The 15,290-nt window shown below is 47.4% G+C and carries 14 protein-coding genes; 11 read left to right on the top strand and 3 right to left on the bottom strand.

Annotated features, from left to right (window positions below):
* The first annotated feature begins 1 nt into the window (after position 1).
* The 9 genes from ACNQGS_RS03060 to nuoN all read left to right on the top strand — a co-directional run bounded on the left by ACNQGS_RS03060 (position 2) and on the right by nuoN (position 9,938).
* Complete coding sequence (locus ACNQGS_RS03060) at positions 2-1,411, top strand: NADH-quinone oxidoreductase subunit C (protein ID WP_491486077.1); 1,410 nt, start codon at positions 2-4, stop codon at positions 1,409-1,411.
* A 3-nt stretch (positions 1,412-1,414) separates the two neighbouring features.
* Positions 1,415-2,515: an NADH-quinone oxidoreductase subunit D gene (locus tag ACNQGS_RS03055; protein ID WP_213147981.1), complete on the top strand. Its 1,101-nt coding sequence runs from the start codon at positions 1,415-1,417 to the stop codon at positions 2,513-2,515.
* Complete coding sequence (nuoH, locus tag ACNQGS_RS03050; protein ID WP_491486076.1) at positions 2,515-3,519, top strand: NADH-quinone oxidoreductase subunit NuoH; 1,005 nt, start codon at positions 2,515-2,517, stop codon at positions 3,517-3,519. The genes ACNQGS_RS03055 and nuoH overlap by 1 nt, the downstream gene beginning before the upstream one ends.
* A 79-nt stretch (positions 3,520-3,598) precedes the next feature.
* Positions 3,599-4,018, top strand: coding sequence for an NADH-quinone oxidoreductase subunit NuoI (nuoI, locus tag ACNQGS_RS03045; RefSeq protein WP_213147983.1), 420 nt, complete (start codon positions 3,599-3,601; stop codon positions 4,016-4,018).
* Entirely contained in the window at positions 4,015-4,542 is a 528-nt protein-coding gene (locus ACNQGS_RS03040; protein ID WP_491486075.1) for an NADH-quinone oxidoreductase subunit J, read from the top strand. Before nuoI ends, ACNQGS_RS03040 begins: the two co-directional genes overlap by 4 nt.
* On the top strand, positions 4,539-4,853 hold the full coding sequence (gene nuoK / locus ACNQGS_RS03035) for an NADH-quinone oxidoreductase subunit NuoK (protein ID WP_213147985.1): 315 nt from the start codon (positions 4,539-4,541) through the stop codon (positions 4,851-4,853). Before ACNQGS_RS03040 ends, nuoK begins: the two co-directional genes overlap by 4 nt.
* Before the next feature lie 169 nt (positions 4,854-5,022).
* Positions 5,023-6,891, top strand: coding sequence for an NADH-quinone oxidoreductase subunit L (gene nuoL / locus ACNQGS_RS03030; protein ID WP_491486187.1), 1,869 nt, complete (start codon positions 5,023-5,025; stop codon positions 6,889-6,891).
* Positions 6,888-8,393, top strand: coding sequence for an NADH-quinone oxidoreductase subunit M (locus ACNQGS_RS03025; protein ID WP_491486074.1), 1,506 nt, complete (start codon positions 6,888-6,890; stop codon positions 8,391-8,393). The genes nuoL and ACNQGS_RS03025 overlap by 4 nt, the downstream gene beginning before the upstream one ends.
* A 6-nt stretch (positions 8,394-8,399) precedes the next feature.
* Positions 8,400-9,938 (top strand): NADH-quinone oxidoreductase subunit NuoN, encoded by a 1,539-nt coding sequence (gene nuoN / locus ACNQGS_RS03020; RefSeq protein ID WP_491486073.1) that lies wholly within the window; start codon positions 8,400-8,402, stop codon positions 9,936-9,938.
* Positions 9,939-10,521: 583 nt separating this feature from the next.
* Here the strand turns inward: nuoN and ACNQGS_RS03015 are convergent.
* The 3 genes from ACNQGS_RS03015 to ACNQGS_RS03005 form a co-directional block, all read right to left on the bottom strand.
* A complete protein-coding gene (locus tag ACNQGS_RS03015; protein WP_491486072.1) occupies positions 10,522-11,295 on the bottom strand; it encodes a general stress protein in 774 nt (257 codons plus the stop codon).
* Between the two features lie 48 nt (positions 11,296-11,343).
* Positions 11,344-11,514, bottom strand: a complete 171-nt coding sequence (locus tag ACNQGS_RS03010) for a CsbD family protein (RefSeq protein ID WP_491486071.1) — start codon at positions 11,512-11,514, stop codon at positions 11,344-11,346.
* A gap of 70 nt (positions 11,515-11,584) precedes the next feature.
* Positions 11,585-11,830 (bottom strand): hypothetical protein, encoded by a 246-nt coding sequence (locus ACNQGS_RS03005; RefSeq protein ID WP_491486070.1) that lies wholly within the window; start codon positions 11,828-11,830, stop codon positions 11,585-11,587.
* A 190-nt stretch (positions 11,831-12,020) separates the two neighbouring features.
* Between ACNQGS_RS03005 and ACNQGS_RS03000 the strand changes: the two genes are divergently transcribed.
* Entirely contained in the window at positions 12,021-13,523 is a 1,503-nt protein-coding gene (locus ACNQGS_RS03000; protein ID WP_491486069.1) for a mechanosensitive ion channel, read from the top strand.
* Between the two features lie 351 nt (positions 13,524-13,874).
* A complete protein-coding gene (locus ACNQGS_RS02995; protein WP_491486068.1) occupies positions 13,875-15,173 on the top strand; it encodes a hemolysin family protein in 1,299 nt (432 codons plus the stop codon).
* Positions 15,174-15,290 lie beyond the last annotated feature (117 nt).

Below are 15,290 nucleotides of genomic sequence, written 5' to 3'. Positions count from 1 at the left end.
AATGAGCGGGGAAAAAGATCTCGAACAATTAAAGCGAGAGGCCGTGGCAAAGGCAAAGGCCGAAGCGGCGGCGAAACGAGCAGCCCGGGAAGCCGGGGGAGCTCCAGGTCAGAAGCCGGCTGAGTCAGGTGCTCCAAAGCAAGAAGCTGAGCCGAAGTCTGTTGAACCGGAAAAGGCACCTGCTGCATCAGGAGCAGGCGACGCTGATGATTTAGCGAAGAAAAAAGCCGCAGCCGCTGCGAAAGCGAAAGCAGCAGCGTTAGCGAAAAAGAAACGCGAAGGGATCGCGGATGAAGAGCCAGCCGCAGAGGCCGTAGCACCTGTAGAAGCACCAGAAACACCGGTAGCCGCAGACGCAGGAGCAGGCGGCGACGCTGATGACCTAGCGAAGAAAAAGGCCGCAGCTGTAGCGAAAGCAAAAGCAGCCGCAGCAGCAAAACGGAAAGCGATGGAGCTAGCGGGTGGTGCAGACCAGGCCGCAGAACCTGTAGCAGCACCAGAAGCACCGGCAGCAGCAGACGCTGGAGCAGGCGGGGACGCTGATGACCTGGCGAAGAAAAAAGCCGCAGCAGTAGCGAAAGCAAAAGCTGCAGCAGCAGCGAAACGGAAAGCAATGGAACTAGCGGGTGGCGCGGACGAAGGCGCAGAACCTGCTGCAGAAGCATCCGGAGACGACGCCAAAGCGAAAGCAGCGGCAGCGGCAAAAGCGAAGGCAGCCGCAGCAGCGAAGGCCAAAGCAGCGGCAGCAGCCAAAGCAAAACGTGAAGGCGGGGCTGAAGATGCACCGGCAGGCGATGATGAAAAAGCAAAAGCTATCGCCGCAGCGAAAGCGAAGGCAGCCGCAGTAGCAGCAGCGAAGGCCAAAGCGGCCGCAGCAAAAGGCGGTGCAGCCGGGGCAGGAGCTGCCGAACCAGCAGCCGAAGCGAAACCATCTCCGAACCAGCCGTACCTAGACAAGTACGTGAAGGTAATCGAAGAAAACATGGGCTCAGATGTTTTAGAAGATTTTTATATTAATAAACTATCTAAGGATGTTCCTACCCTTGTGGTGAAACGGGAAGCCTACTTTAAGCTTGCACAATTTTTAAAATATAATGAGCTGTTAGGCTTCGACTATTTATCAGAGCTGCATGGAACTGACTTTGAAACACATATGGAAATTTATGTTCACTTATACTCATACAAAAACCGTCAATCCGTCGCCTTTAAGGTGAAAATTGACCGCAATGAGCCGATCATCGAATCCATACAGCCAGTTTGGGCGGGCGCTGACTGGCCTGAGTGTGAAGCATACGACTTACTTGGCATCAAGTTTACCGGACATCCAAACCTGCACCGGATTATGCTTGGCGAAGAATGGGTTGGCTATCCACTGAGAAAAGACTATGAGCCGTATGATGTGGAGGTGTAACCAGTGATCAAAACAGAAGAAATGATGCTTAACGTAGGTCCTCAGCATCCAAGTACGCACGGCGTATTCCGGCTTGTCGTTAAACTGGACGGGGAAATCATTACCGAAGCACAGCCTGTCATCGGTTACCTGCACCGCGGGACTGAGAAATTGGCTGAGAACCTGCAATATACACAAATTATTCCGTACACAGACCGGATGGACTACCTGTCGGCAATGACCAACAACTACGTGCTCTGTCACGCAGTAGAAACGATGATGGGCATCGAGATTCCGGAACGGGCGGATTTCCTGCGCGTGATTGCGATGGAATTGGGCCGGGTAGCGAGTCACCTGGTTTGGTGGGGTACATACCTGCTTGACCTTGGGGCAACATCCCCGTTCATCTATGCCTTCCGCGAACGGGAAATGATCATAAACATGCTGAATGAGCTTTCAGGTGGACGGTTGACGTTTAACTACATGCGTGTCGGCGGCGTCAAGTGGGATGCGCCGGAGGGCTGGATTCAAAAAGTAAAAGAATTTGTTCCGTATATGCGCGAGCAGCTTGCCGGCTACCACGACCTAGTAACCGGGAATGAGATTTTCTTAAACCGGGTAAAAGGAATTGGCAAGTATTCGAAGGAAGACGCACTGCAATACAGCTTGAGCGGTGTTAACCTGCGCTGTACCGGCGTGAAATGGGATCTGCGCAAAGACGAGCCGTATTCCATCTACAACCGCTTCGACTTTGATGTTCCGGTTCAGGAAAGTGGCGATGCTTGGGCGCGTTACCAGTGCCGCCTGGCGGAAATCGAAGAATCGTTGAAAATTTTAGAACAGGCTGCTGAGCAGTTCCCTGAGGAAGGCGAAATCCTCGCGAAGGTGCCGAAAATCATCAAGGCGCCAAAAGGGGAAGCTTTTGTCAGAATTGAATCGCCGCGCGGGGAAATTGGCTGCTATATTTACAGCGACGGGAAGAAAGAACCGTACCGCTTAAAATTTAGAAGACCATCTTTCTATAACTTGCAAATTCTTCCGAAGCTATTAAAGGGAGAAAACATTGCAAACATGATTGCCATTTTAGGGGCAATTGACATTGTCCTTGGAGAGGTGGATGGCTAATGATACAGGATCTGCTGCAATCAAGTCCTAGTTGGTTTAACTTTTTCTTCTTCTTTATCTTTGGAGCTGTCTTACTACTAGTTGTATTAGGGTTTGTTACGTACTCTATCCTGGCGGAACGGAAGGTTATGGGTTACATTCAGCTCCGCCACGGTCCGAACCAGCTCGGCGGACGCTTTGGACTTTTGCAAACCGTTGCCGACGTTTTAAAGCTTTTATTAAAAGAAGATATCATCCCGAAACTGGCTGACCGTCCAATGTTTATTTTGGCACCGGTTATCGCCTTCGCACCATCGTTCATGGTGCTGGCAACGATTCCGTTTACAGACCGTTTTCAGTTCGCTGACCTTGGCGTCGGGCTGCTCTACTATGTGGCCGTATCCGGATTGACGGTTTTTGGAATTCTGCTTGGGGGCTGGGCTTCCAACAACAAATACTCCCTGCTCGGGGGCGCACGGGCAACAGCGCAGATGATTTCATATGAAATTCCGCTTGTTATGTCCGTTCTTGGTGTTATTTTATTATCGGGCAGCTTGAACCTAAATGATATCGTTCATGCCCAAAAGCACGGCTGGTTCATTTTACTGCAGCCAATCGGGTTTATCGTGTTTTTAATCGCATCGACTGCAGAGCTGTCCCGGACACCGTTTGACCTTCCGGAATCAGAATCCGAGCTTGTTGCCGGTTATCATACCGAGTACACCGGTTTCCGCTGGGCATTCTTCATGCTGGCAGAATATGTGTATTTGTTCGCAATGACGGCCTTAATTACCGTATTATTCTTTGGCGGCTGGATGGCCCCATTCGGATTCCTTGATTTTATCCCGGGAGCCGTTTGGTTCGCGTTGAAGTTCTGCGTGATCTTGTTCCTCTATCTGTGGTTCCGAAGCACATTCCCACGGATGCGCGCCGATAAACTTATGGAATTCGCTTGGAAAATCTTAATGCCAGTGGCATTAGCAAACATTATGCTGACGGCCATCATCAAATCGTTATTTTTTTAAAAAAATAAATGGGTGTCAGGCACCGCTTATGGGCACCACATATTAATAGAAGTGAAAATTTTTAAAAGGGGTGAAAAACGTGCTTGGATTAGCTAAAGGCTTGAAGTATACCCTGAAGCAGTTGTCTCGTGAGAAGGTTACTTATGATTATCCGAATGAGCCGCTGCCGCTTCCGGACCGGTTCCGCGGGATTCAGAAGTTTTATCCTGAAAAATGTATCGTCTGTAACCAGTGTGCAAATATTTGCCCGACGGATTGCATTCAGTTAACGGGTAAGAAGCATCCGGACCCAACGAAAAAAGGGAAAATCATCGACACATATGATATTAACTTTGAAATCTGTATCCTGTGCGACCTTTGTACAGAGGTCTGCCCGACAGAGGCGATCGTTATGACCAATAACTTTGAGCTGGCAGAATATAGCCGGGACATGTTATTTAAGAACCTTGAATATTTGGATGAGAACGACGAAAACGTACGGCAGGTGAATAAAGCATGACATTAACAGGCGAGTTTTTCGCATTTATGGCCCTTGCACTTGTGGCGATTATCGGCGGCGTGCTTTTACTCAACCTGAACAAAGTCGTACACATGGTCGTGGCCTTAATCTTCACATTCGTGGCCATTGCGGGAATCTACATTCTGCTCAATGCCGAATTCGTGGCAGCGGTGCAGATACTGATCTATTCCGGTGCGATTACCATCATCATGCTTTTCGGGATCATGTTAACGAAGCCGTATGATGATGAGGGTGAAAGTGCCTCTCATGGCAGCAAGTGGAGAAGAATCTTATTATTCCTCGGTGTTTTGGGTTTTGCCTTTGCCGTTTACGTCGGCATTTACAATTTCCCAATCGAGCAGGTTCCTTCTGCACTAAATGAAAACAACACGCTGGAAGTTGGTAAAGCATTATACAGCAAATATATTATTCCATTTGAATTTGTATCTGTTTTACTATTAGCATCTCTGATCGGCGCGATTATTTTAGCTAAACGAGAGGATAAGGAGGGGGATAGCAAATGAGTTCAGTCCCCGCTTCAGCGTTCCTGGCACTAGCACTCATTTTATTTTGCATCGGCTTGTACGGTGCTCTTACAAAAAGAAATACCGTGATCGTGTTGATTTCCATTGAATTGATGCTGAATGCTGTGAACATCAACCTCGTCACCTTCAGCAAATACGGCTTGAGCCCGTCCATCACCGGACAGGTTTTCGCGTTGTTTGCCATGGCCGTTGCTGCTGCCGAAGCAGCCGTAGGTCTGGCTATCCTAATGTCGCTTTACCGTAACAGGAAAACGGTCAATATTGACGAAATGGACCAAATGAAACACTAAAAAGTGACAGATGGACCCGGTCAGGCGGGCATTGCCACTGTAACAATAGTGCACAGCACACTAAGGGTGTCAGGCACCGCGTGTGGACATTTGTCCGCCCAAGGTGGAGACGACGCCAATTTCGACTAATTCCGGGTGGGGCATTCAACCACCCAGACAAAGGATGATAATGATGGAAAATGCATGGCTTATACCGCTTTTCCCGCTATTATCGTTTTTGATCCTTCTTCTCATCGGTAAGCGGCTGAGGGAGGCGAGTGCGTATGTGGGGATTCTGCTTACGCTGGCATCGCTTGTTTTCTCAATTCTCGTGTTATTCGAGCGCTTTTCAGAGCCAACCTATATCAACAAGTTCGACTGGCTCACGATAGGAGATCTGCATCTAACAGCGGGCTTTGAAGTGAATCAATTAAATGCATTAATGCTGTTTATCGTATCGCTTGTCAGCTTTCTTGTACATACCTACTCCAAAGGGTACATGCATGGGGATGAGCGCTTTCCAGTGTTCTATGCATACTTAGGACTATTTACGTTTGCGATGCTCGGTCTCGTCATTTCGCCGAACCTGCTCCAAACTTATATCTTCTGGGAACTTGTCGGTGTCGGTTCGTTCCTATTAATCGGTTTTTATTTTTACAAAGAAGAAGCGAAGGCGGCCGCTAAGAAAGCCTTCATCATGACTCGTATCGGGGACGTTGGTCTGTTTATCGGGATGATTCTTCTTTTCTGGCAAACAAAAAGCTTTGAATACAGCGAAATTTTCCAGGCAGTGGAAGGCGGCGCTGTATCACAGACGATGATTACCTTGACAGCGATCTTAATTTTTATCGGGGCGGTTGGTAAATCTGGTCAGTTCCCGCTTCATACATGGCTTCCAGACGCGATGGAAGGTCCAACACCAGTTTCGGCGTTAATCCACGCCGCAACGATGGTTGCCGCCGGGGTGTACTTGGTTGCTGCGCTATTCCCGCTTTTCCAAGCGAGCCAAACAGCGCTGCTAACTGTAGCAACTATCGGTGCATTTACCGCGATTTTTGCCGCAAGCATCGGCCTTGTGCAAACGGATATCAAACGCGTTCTCGCATATTCAACTGTTTCACAGCTTGGTTACATGATGCTGGCACTCGGTTCTGCCGGTTATGTGGCAGGTGTGTTCCACCTGATGACACACGCATTTTTCAAAGCATTGCTATTCTTGGCGGCCGGTTCCGTAATCCATGCGGTTCACACTCAGAACATCGAGGAAATGGGCGGCCTTTGGAAAAAATTAAAATTTACCGGTCCGTTATTCTTAATCGGAACACTCGCCATCAGCGGGGTGCCGGGACTATCCGGTTTCTTCAGTAAAGATGAAATTTTAGTCGCAGCATGGGAAGGCGGCCATCCGGTGCTATTCCTATTAGCGTTAATCGCGGCGTTCTTTACCGCATTCTATATGTTCCGCCTGTTCTTCCTGGTGTTCACTGGCGAAGCACGCGGCGAACAGAAACATGTTCACGAGTCACCATCCGTAATGACCCTGCCAATGCTTGTCCTTGGCGTTTTGGCTATCATCGGCGGTTACGTGAACACACCATGGTTCGGTTCGTTCCTTGGCGACTGGCTCGTTGACGGCAACGAAGCACTCGGACATAGCCATATCGAAGGTCCAGCCTGGATTATGATTGCTGCCACCGTCGTTTCCTTGCTGGGAATCTTCTTGGCATGGTTAATGTACAGCAAGCGGAGTGTAGCCCGCGACTGGCTTAGTGGTGCAGGCGGCACACTGCATACCATTTTACTGAACAAATATTATGTGGACGAATTCTATCAATTAATCGTCGTTAATTTTGTCAAAGGCTTCAGCTACTTCCTGCGCTTCATTGACGTGTTCTTGGTAGAAGGCATCGTCAAAGGCGTGGCTGGGTTCGTGCAAGGGCTTGGGAGAACAGGCTCGAAAATGCAGAACGGACAGGTGCAAACCTACGGAGCAGTGGCCTTTATCGGACTTGCGGTGCTCGCAGTCATCTTTGCATTAACAGGGGGGTACTTGAAATGAATTTATCTTGGGTTCTGACAACACTAGTATTCTCCCCTTTACTAGGTATTGTCGTGTTAGCTTTTATGCCAAAATCGCAGGAAAAAGCAATCAAGTTTGTCGGCTTCCTGGCAACACTGCCGGCACTAGCTTTAGCGCTTGCTGCGTACGCTCATTATCTTGCCGGAAAAAAATTATCGGACTTCACAATTGGACATGAATGGATTCAATTCCGCGGTATGAGCGGCGATGCGCCAATCTTTTCAGTCTATTATGAGCTGGGCTTAAGCGGCTTCCAACTGCTGCTCGTCGTGTTAACCGCCGTTGTCGCAACACTTGCGGCCATTGCAGCAAGGTTTGTGAAAAAAGAATGGAAAGGCTACTTCATGCTGTTCCTTCTTTTAGAAGTCGGCATGCTCGGCGTATTTACAGCGGAAAACTTAATTCTGTTCTTCATCTTTTTCGAGATTACCCTTATCCCAACTTTCTTCCTGATTGGAAAATGGGGTTATTTTGAAAAAGAAAAAGCAGCTTACAGCTTCTTAATCTATAACGGATTAGGTTCAGCGGTACTGTTAATCGTGATCATGATTCTTTTTGCCAAAACAGGCACGACCAACATCGACCTGCTGACAAAAATCATGGCCGACCCAAGTGCGCCGCTGTCAGGCGACTTAAAGCTTGGTTTATTAATTTCCTTATTAATTGCGTTCGGGGTAAAATTACCGATTTTCCCGCTGCACAGCTGGATGTTGAAAGTCCACGTGCAGGCACCGCCATCCGTAGTTATGATCCACTCTGGGATTCTACTAAAAATCGGTGCGTACGGTTTAATCCGCTTTGGAATGGGGATTTTTCCAAAGCAATTCGAAACGCTTGCAACTTTGATTGCAATTCTTGGCGTGATCAACCTGCTTTATGGAGCGTTCCTGGCGTTTATTCAATCTGACTTTAAAATGGTCTTGGCATATTCGTCGATTTCCCACATGGGCATTGTGCTTATTGGACTGGCGGCGATGAATGAGGCCGGCGTCCAAGGTGCGATTTTCCAAGTGGTATCGCATGGTTTGATTTCAGCTTTATTGTTCTTCTTAGTGGGAGTTTTATACGAGCGGACCGATACGTCGCTCATCGAAAACCTTGGCGGTGTGGCGAAAGGCATGCCACTTGCAGCTGGCTTCTTATTGGCTGGTGCAATGGCATCACTCGGATTGCCAGGCATGTCCGGATTCGTCAGCGAATTCATGGCCTTCCTTGGCTTGTTTAAGGAACTTCCATGGGTAGCTGCAGTCGGAACAATCGGCATCATCATGACCGCAGCGTACCTGCTTCGTGCAGTACTTGGCATGACGTTTGGCAAGGCGCACCGCGAGTTCACTGGTGTGGTCGATTTGAAGGGCGTAGAATTCGTGCCGGTTGTAGTTTTACTAGCGTTAATCGTGTTAATTGGTGTTTACCCAAGTGTTCTAAGCTCACCGCTTCAAGCCACACTTGAGACTATCATGCTTGGGTTAGGAGGGTGATGAAGGATGAGTTTTGAGCAATTTCAATCGTTAAACTGGAGCATCATGACACCGGAATTCATCATCCTTGCTGTGATTGCAATTTTGGTGATTATGGATTTGTTTATGCCAAAACATATGGACCGAAAAATCCTCGGCTGGATTGGCATTGCGGCCATCCTTGCGGCGATGGTTTCGGTCTTCGGAATGGCCGGCGGTCACGTCGAGTCAATCCTGCACGACACGTTCCGCCTCGACAGCTTTGCAATCGCGTTTAAGCTGCTGATTTTAGGCGGCGGGGCGCTGGTATTGTTCCTAGCTACTAGCTACAAAGCGACTGATGGCTTGGAAAGATATACGGGCGAGTTTTATTACCTATTATTATCAGCGTTATTAGGCGCCATGGTGATGACGTCAAGCGGCGATTTAATCACGCTTTACATCGGCCTTGAGCTGTTATCGATTCCGTCTTATATATTGGCGGGCATTCAGAAGGACCGGTTAAGCTCCAACGAGTCCGCGATGAAATACGTCATCAACGGCGGTATTTCGTCCGCAATTGCGTTGTTCGGAATGAGCTATGTGTACGGCTTAACTGGCTCGACGAACTTGCTGGAAATTGCAGGTCAGCTGTCGATGCTTATGGACGGGCAGCAGGCGTACCTGCTTGGCATTTCGTTCTTGATGATTTTGGTTGGTTTATCGTTTAAATTGGCGGCTGCTCCATACCACATGTGGGCACCAGACGTGTACCAAGGTGCGCCAACGCCGGTTACATCGTTCTTGAGCGTTGTTTCAAAGACAGCCGGTTTTGTGATTGTTGTGCGGATTTTGTTAACGGTATTTGGTTCTGCGGCCACAAACGGGCCGGGTTCGATTCCAATTTTGTTGGATATGCAAAATTACCTTGCGGTGATTGCAGCGGCTACGATGATTATCGGTAACGTTGTGGCATTAAGGCAGTCCGATATTAAGCGGATGTTCGCGTACTCCAGTATCGCGCATGCTGGTTATTTATTAGTAGCCGTAACAACGTTAACATCGAATATGTTCTATTCCATCTGGTTCTATTTGCTGGCGTACTTGTTCATGAACATGGGCGCATTCGCAGTAATCCAGGTGGTGTCGGAAAAAACAGGCTCCACGAAGATTTCGGACTTTGCCGGCCTATACCGCCGCTCACCGTGGCTGGCTGTGACAATGGGAATTTTGTTGATTTCCTTGGCAGGCTTCCCGGGAACAGCGGGCTTTATCGGTAAATTAAACATTTTTGTGGGTGCCTTTGCCGGTCAGCCGCATTACGTGTTGGCTTCGGTGATGATTGCGACCACGGTCGTGTCCTACTTCTATTATTTCGGCGTCATGACGCAAATCTTCTTCCGCCCGGCTCCTGCAGGATCTGAAGGAGAAGGTGAGGGCAAGGGCAGCAAATTCAACATGCCGTTCGGAATTGTGGTTGTGTTGATTGTGGCAGTGGTTGGATCGGTGTTGTTCGGTATCATGCCAAACATCGCGTTAGACTTTATGCATAATAACCTGGATATTGTTCAGGATTTCTTTAGTTAATTTTTGAGAAAGAGGCTTAGGGGTTTTTGCTCCTGGGCCTCTTTCTTTTTTTATAAGGCAAAAATAAAGGGTTGGCGAGTAAAATTAGGATTTGGGCGAGTAAAAGTCAAAAGTTGGCGAGTAAATCCTATCTTTTGACGAGTAAAATCTCATATTCAGCGAGTAAATTTTAAAAAGGTATTATTAAGATTTCATATGCTACATGAGTCAGGCCCCGCCGCCTGGCTTTTTGAGTGAATTCCCACTGAAAAATAAGTTTGGAAAGTAAATTAGGTATTCTGGTAAGTATTTAGCTAAAAAGTGTAAGTAAAATCATGCATGTGGAAAGTATTTCTTCCCAATTGGAAAGTAAACTCACCAAATCGGAAAGTATATCCAAATAAATGGTAATATTCCCAAAAAGGTTAATTGAAAAGTTACCATTTTGGGATGGATCAGTCGCTCTGGCTGGGGGGTGGTGAGTAAATCCTGACTTGGGCTCAACGGTGAAATGATGCACGAGAACCGTCCCCATGCTTCATGAACACAAAAAAGAGGCCTAAGCCTCTTTTTTTAGATGGTGGATGGTGTGGGTGAGTGAATTTTACGCTTTATTTGTTGATTGCAGCGGGTCTGGTTTCAGATGATTGTCTCGGAGCGTTTCCTCTGTAGGTTGTTGTTCCATTTCATCCCCCAGTTTCTTCATTTCGGAAAAATCCTGGGCCATGGAGCTGTTGTTGGCTTTCTTTAAGGTGTCACGGTCCTTTAGTGAGGACTCTTTATCGATGTTAGAGCCAGATTCAAGAGGTTTATAGATTGAACCTAGAACTGGCGGTTCCTCTTTAAGAAACTCACCTTCCTTACGATTCCGCCCATCTACTCCCACTAATGGCGGGTGATCAAGCTCGGTATCTTCATGTAAATAGTTCCGGTCATTTCGATTATCAAAGCGCTTTTCAACTAACACTAATATTTTCCCTTGTTTAACCGAATTTTCATAGGACTCCGCCTCGTCGTGGGGAATGCCCATTCCGACAAACGCTCCGGTCAAGCCGCCAATACCAGCTCCGGTAATGGCCCCCATAAGCCCGGCCGCAATCGGTCCGGCCGCGACAAGCGGGCCAATCCCCGGTATAGCCAGCGCGCCAGCCCCTGCCAGTAATCCTGGTATTCCGCCAAGGACACCGCCGACAGCCGCTCCGGTCGCCGCGGTTTCTTCTATCGCAGTTCCTGTGTCCACTGTAACCTGTTTAACGTTTTTTCCAATCACAGAGATTTCATTTTTGTGGTATCCTTGCTCTAATAGCCTATCAATCGCCTCAATTGCTTCCTGTTCGGTCTCGTATACACCAACTACATTCTTCATATGCTTGTCCATTTTGCTTCCTCCTCTATTTTTAATAGATTACTAGATGCGGGGCATGCATTAGTCCGACAGCTTGTCCTTGACTTCTCCGTATCCTTCCTTTACCTTTCCTTTCGCCTTGTCGACTTTTCCTTCTACGACCTTGGACTCGTCATCCGTTAACCGGCCCCATTGTTCTTTTAGCTCACCTTTTGCTTGATCAATACTGCCTTTTACCTGGTCTTTATTCATTGTTTTTAACCTCCTTTAATTTGTTTCTTTCCCTAATCGGTTTACCGTGAAACATTTTTTTAGAAAAACTTTAATTTTGATCTTTGCTTTTTTCCTTCATTTCCTGCTCAACATCTTTCATCGCTTCTTTAATATTATCCTTTGCCTCTTGCATAGTGCCTTTGGCGTCGGCTTTTGTATCATTATCAATCTGATCCTTTTGCTCGCCATCGCTAAGGCCATTATCCTGGTCGACACCATCGCCGCAGCCGGCCAACCCGCCAAATGTCAATAACGCAGCCATTCCGGCAACAGCTACATTCTTGCGATTCAACATATTTCATTCCCTCCCAAAAATTTTTTGAACCAACTTTCGGTTCGTTTGCCGTGCACCATTTATATTCCCAGCGGAAAAAGGGATGAAACATTTTTTTAGAAAAACTTTCCTGCTAGAAAAAGAGGTTTCAATTTTTCCAAACGGGGTTAAATACGTATCAGAGCACGACAAACAAAAAGGAGAGATGAATATGAACGTAAAGGACATGTTGGCCGAGTGGTACATATACACGGACCGGCTGCCGATCTTAATCCTCGCACTACTTCTATTAATAGTAGGCTGGCTAGTGGCCAAAAAAATAGGGAAAGTGACGGAAGCGGCCCTCAAAAAGACAAGCTTCGATAACAAGCTTTTTTCAGGCTACGGAAGCCGAAAGTATTCTTCAGAAAAAATCATTGGAAAAATTGTTTACTACCTTTTACTGGTGTTCGTCTGGATTATCTTCTTTAATATGTTGAACTTAAGCTATATTGCATCGCCGCTGGTTCATATGCTGTCGTCGATTACCGGCGCGATACCCAATGTATTAAAAGCAGCATTAATTCTATTGTTTGCTTGGATTGTAGCAACCGTCTTGCGCAAAGCATTTGAAAAAGGGGCGGCGGCGCTTCATTTGCCAGACCGGTTAACTAAATGGAAGCTGGCGAAAAATGATGCCGATGGCCGTGAAAAAGTGGCCAAAATTGCCAAAGCACTGTTCTATTTCGTCCTGCTGCTGTTCCTTCCGGGTGTGCTTGGCGCCTTACAAATAGAGGGAGTATCAGAACCGGTCGCCGGGATTCTGACAACCTTCCTATCATTTATTCCGAAGCTGTTTGCGGCCGCGTTAATTGTGTTTATCGGCTGGCTGCTGGCGAAATTGGTCCGCGATATTTTAACGAATTTTTTAAAAAGCATTGGCAGTGAGACGCTAGGTGAACGGTTCGGTCTGAAGGGAAGCCTTGACCTGGCGGGGATCGTTGGAAATATTGCGTTTATCTTAATCTTGATTCCTACTATTATTACTGCTTTGGAAAAATTGGACCTGCAGGGGGTATCCGCTCCGGCGATTGCGATGCTGCAAAAAGTGGTGGCGTTGATTCCAAATATCGCGGTTGCGGTGGTGCTGATCTTGGCGGGAATCTGGCTTGGCAAGTGGGTGGAAAAACTGGTTGCGCAAATGCTGTGGCGTCTGCGGTTTGATGGTTTGCTTCACCAGCTGGGCATTGGTGGTGCTGTTGGTCCTGAATCAGCGAAGTACAGCCTGTCCCAGCTTGTGGGTATGGTAGTGAAAATTGTCATTGTTTTATTATTTACCGTGGAAGCATTGCAAATAGTCGGCTTGGACTTCTTAGTGACCCTTGCGTCGGCGGTGTTGGCTTACCTGCCTATGGTGTTTGCCGCTCTGGTGATTCTGGGGGTTGGTTTGTACGTCGGGAATATGGTTGAGCGCATTGTTAAGAATGTGGTCAAGAAAAGCTATGCCCGTACGCTAGCGGTGGTTGCTAAGTATGCCATTTTCGCAGTTAGTGTGTTTATGGCGCTCGACCAGCTTGGCGTCGCTCATTCGATTGTCAATGCTGCGTTTATCCTCCTCTTAGGCGGCTTGGCCCTGGCGTTCGGTCTATCATTTGGTCTTGGCGGTAAAGACTTTGCGGCGAAATATTTACGTAAGCTTGATAACAAGCTGGATCAGGGAGGAAACAACCAATAATGGAAGATCACAATCCGGAATCGACACGCCGATTTCGGATTGTTATTTTTTAGGTTATAACTGAATGTTGATTTTACTGAGTTTGAAAAATAAACGGAAGAATTCCGTTTATTTTGGGAAATACTCATATTCTCTTAAAAATAAAGGAGGCTTTTCCGGCTATATCATTTAAATCTTTGGATTTTGTGTTATTTCGAGCAGTTAATCGGAATATCACCGCTTATCTCTGCTTCTTAAGCTTCCTTTTTATACATTAGCCGGAAATTCTCCGCTTATGAATTTTCATACCTACACGAAAATCAACAATGAATAATAACAGAGCCATTTTTTAAAAAAGGAGGGAAGTCGTCAATGCTGATCTTTAAATTAGTGACAATCGCGGTTTTGATTATCCTGACAGGATTTTTTGTGGCGGTGGAATTTGCTATTGTAAAGGTGCGGCCGTCGCGGCTTGACGAATTAGTGCTCGCCGGGAAGAAGGGGGCGATGCCGGCAAAGCAGGTCGTTACCAAGCTCGATGAATACCTCTCGGCCTGTCAGCTTGGCATCACTGTTACAGCGCTAGGGCTCGGGTGGTTAGGGGAGCCGACCGTTGAAAAATTGCTGCATCCGTTGTTTAGCTTTATACATTTAAATCCAACCATTTCACATTTGCTGTCCTTCGTACTAGCTTTTGTTTTGGTGACCTTTCTGCATGTCGTGGTCGGGGAACTGGCGCCAAAGACCATTGCTATTCAAAAAGCGGAGGCGATTGCGCTGCTGTTCGCCCGGCCGATGATTCTGTTTAACAAACTCATGCATCCATTTATTTGGGCATTGAACAGCTCGGCAAGTGCGCTAGCTGGTTTGTTCGGCTTTAAGCCGGCAACAGAGCAGGAATTGGCCCACTCGGAGGAAGAGCTGCGCCTACTGCTGGCGGAAAGCTTGGAGCAGGGGGAGATTAATCAGAATGAGTACCAATATGTCAGCAATATTTTTGAATTTGATGAGCGGACGGCCAAGGAAATTATGGTGCCGCGGGTGGATATGAGCTGCATCTCCGTCGACGAGCCTGTTTCGGAGGTGCTTCGAAAGTTGAAGGAGGAGGGGTACACCCGCTATCCGGTTGTCGAAGGGGATAAGGATCATATTATCGGTGTGCTCAACGTAAAAAGGTTTTTAACAGCGAGATTGATGAATAAAGGGGTGTATGAAAATTGGAAAATCAAATCGTATATCCAACCCGTGATTACCGTGATTGAAACGGTTCCGATTCATGATTTGCTTGTCAGAATGCAGATGGAGCGGATCCATATGGCGGTTCTGCACGATGAATATGGCGGGACCTCGGGGCTGGTGACAGTAGAGGACATCATCGAAGAAATAGTTGGCGAGGTGCGGGATGAATTTGATGCCGATGAAGTCGCGGACATTCGGCAGATAGCCGATAACCACTATATAGTAGATGCCAAAGTTCCAATCGACGTGGTCAATCAACTCCTCGACACAAGCTTAGCGGCCGAAGACGTCCACACCATCGGCGGCTGGTTCCTCACCCAACACAACGCCCCCCAACTCGGAACCGGCGCCACCCTCGAAACCCAAGGCTGGCTCTTCAAAATCAATGAAGCAAACGGATCCCACATAATGTATTTGGATGTCCAAAAGTGAGGCATGGGGACGGTTCTCGTGCCTCACTTTTTAATGCAAGGGGGGCTTCTAAAAGACAAAATGGAGTGGGATTGAGGGGGAAATGTATTTGATAGCACTTCTAAAAGACAAAACAGC

Source organism: Neobacillus sp. PVCKKU3 (assembly GCF_058323225.1).
Note: the sequence above shows the minus strand (reverse complement) of the source record. Positions and strands in the feature narration are given on the sequence as shown.

Coding starts and splice junctions, on each gene's coding strand:
- ACNQGS_RS03060 (WP_491486077.1), top strand. CDS start 2: ATGAGCGGGGAAAAAGATCTCGAACAATTAAAGCGAGAGGCCGTGGCA.
- nuoH (WP_491486076.1), top strand. CDS start 2,515: ATGATACAGGATCTGCTGCAATCAAGTCCTAGTTGGTTTAACTTTTTC.
- ACNQGS_RS03040 (WP_491486075.1), top strand. CDS start 4,015: ATGACATTAACAGGCGAGTTTTTCGCATTTATGGCCCTTGCACTTGTG.
- nuoK (WP_213147985.1), top strand. CDS start 4,539: ATGAGTTCAGTCCCCGCTTCAGCGTTCCTGGCACTAGCACTCATTTTA.
- nuoL (WP_491486187.1), top strand. CDS start 5,023: ATGATGGAAAATGCATGGCTTATACCGCTTTTCCCGCTATTATCGTTT.
- ACNQGS_RS03025 (WP_491486074.1), top strand. CDS start 6,888: ATGAATTTATCTTGGGTTCTGACAACACTAGTATTCTCCCCTTTACTA.
- nuoN (WP_491486073.1), top strand. CDS start 8,400: ATGAGTTTTGAGCAATTTCAATCGTTAAACTGGAGCATCATGACACCG.
- ACNQGS_RS03015 (WP_491486072.1), bottom strand. CDS start 11,295: ATGGACAAGCATATGAAGAATGTAGTTGGTGTATACGAGACCGAACAG.
- ACNQGS_RS03010 (WP_491486071.1), bottom strand. CDS start 11,514: ATGAATAAAGACCAGGTAAAAGGCAGTATTGATCAAGCAAAAGGTGAG.
- ACNQGS_RS03005 (WP_491486070.1), bottom strand. CDS start 11,830: ATGTTGAATCGCAAGAATGTAGCTGTTGCCGGAATGGCTGCGTTATTG.
- ACNQGS_RS03000 (WP_491486069.1), top strand. CDS start 12,021: ATGAACGTAAAGGACATGTTGGCCGAGTGGTACATATACACGGACCGG.
- ACNQGS_RS02995 (WP_491486068.1), top strand. CDS start 13,875: ATGCTGATCTTTAAATTAGTGACAATCGCGGTTTTGATTATCCTGACA.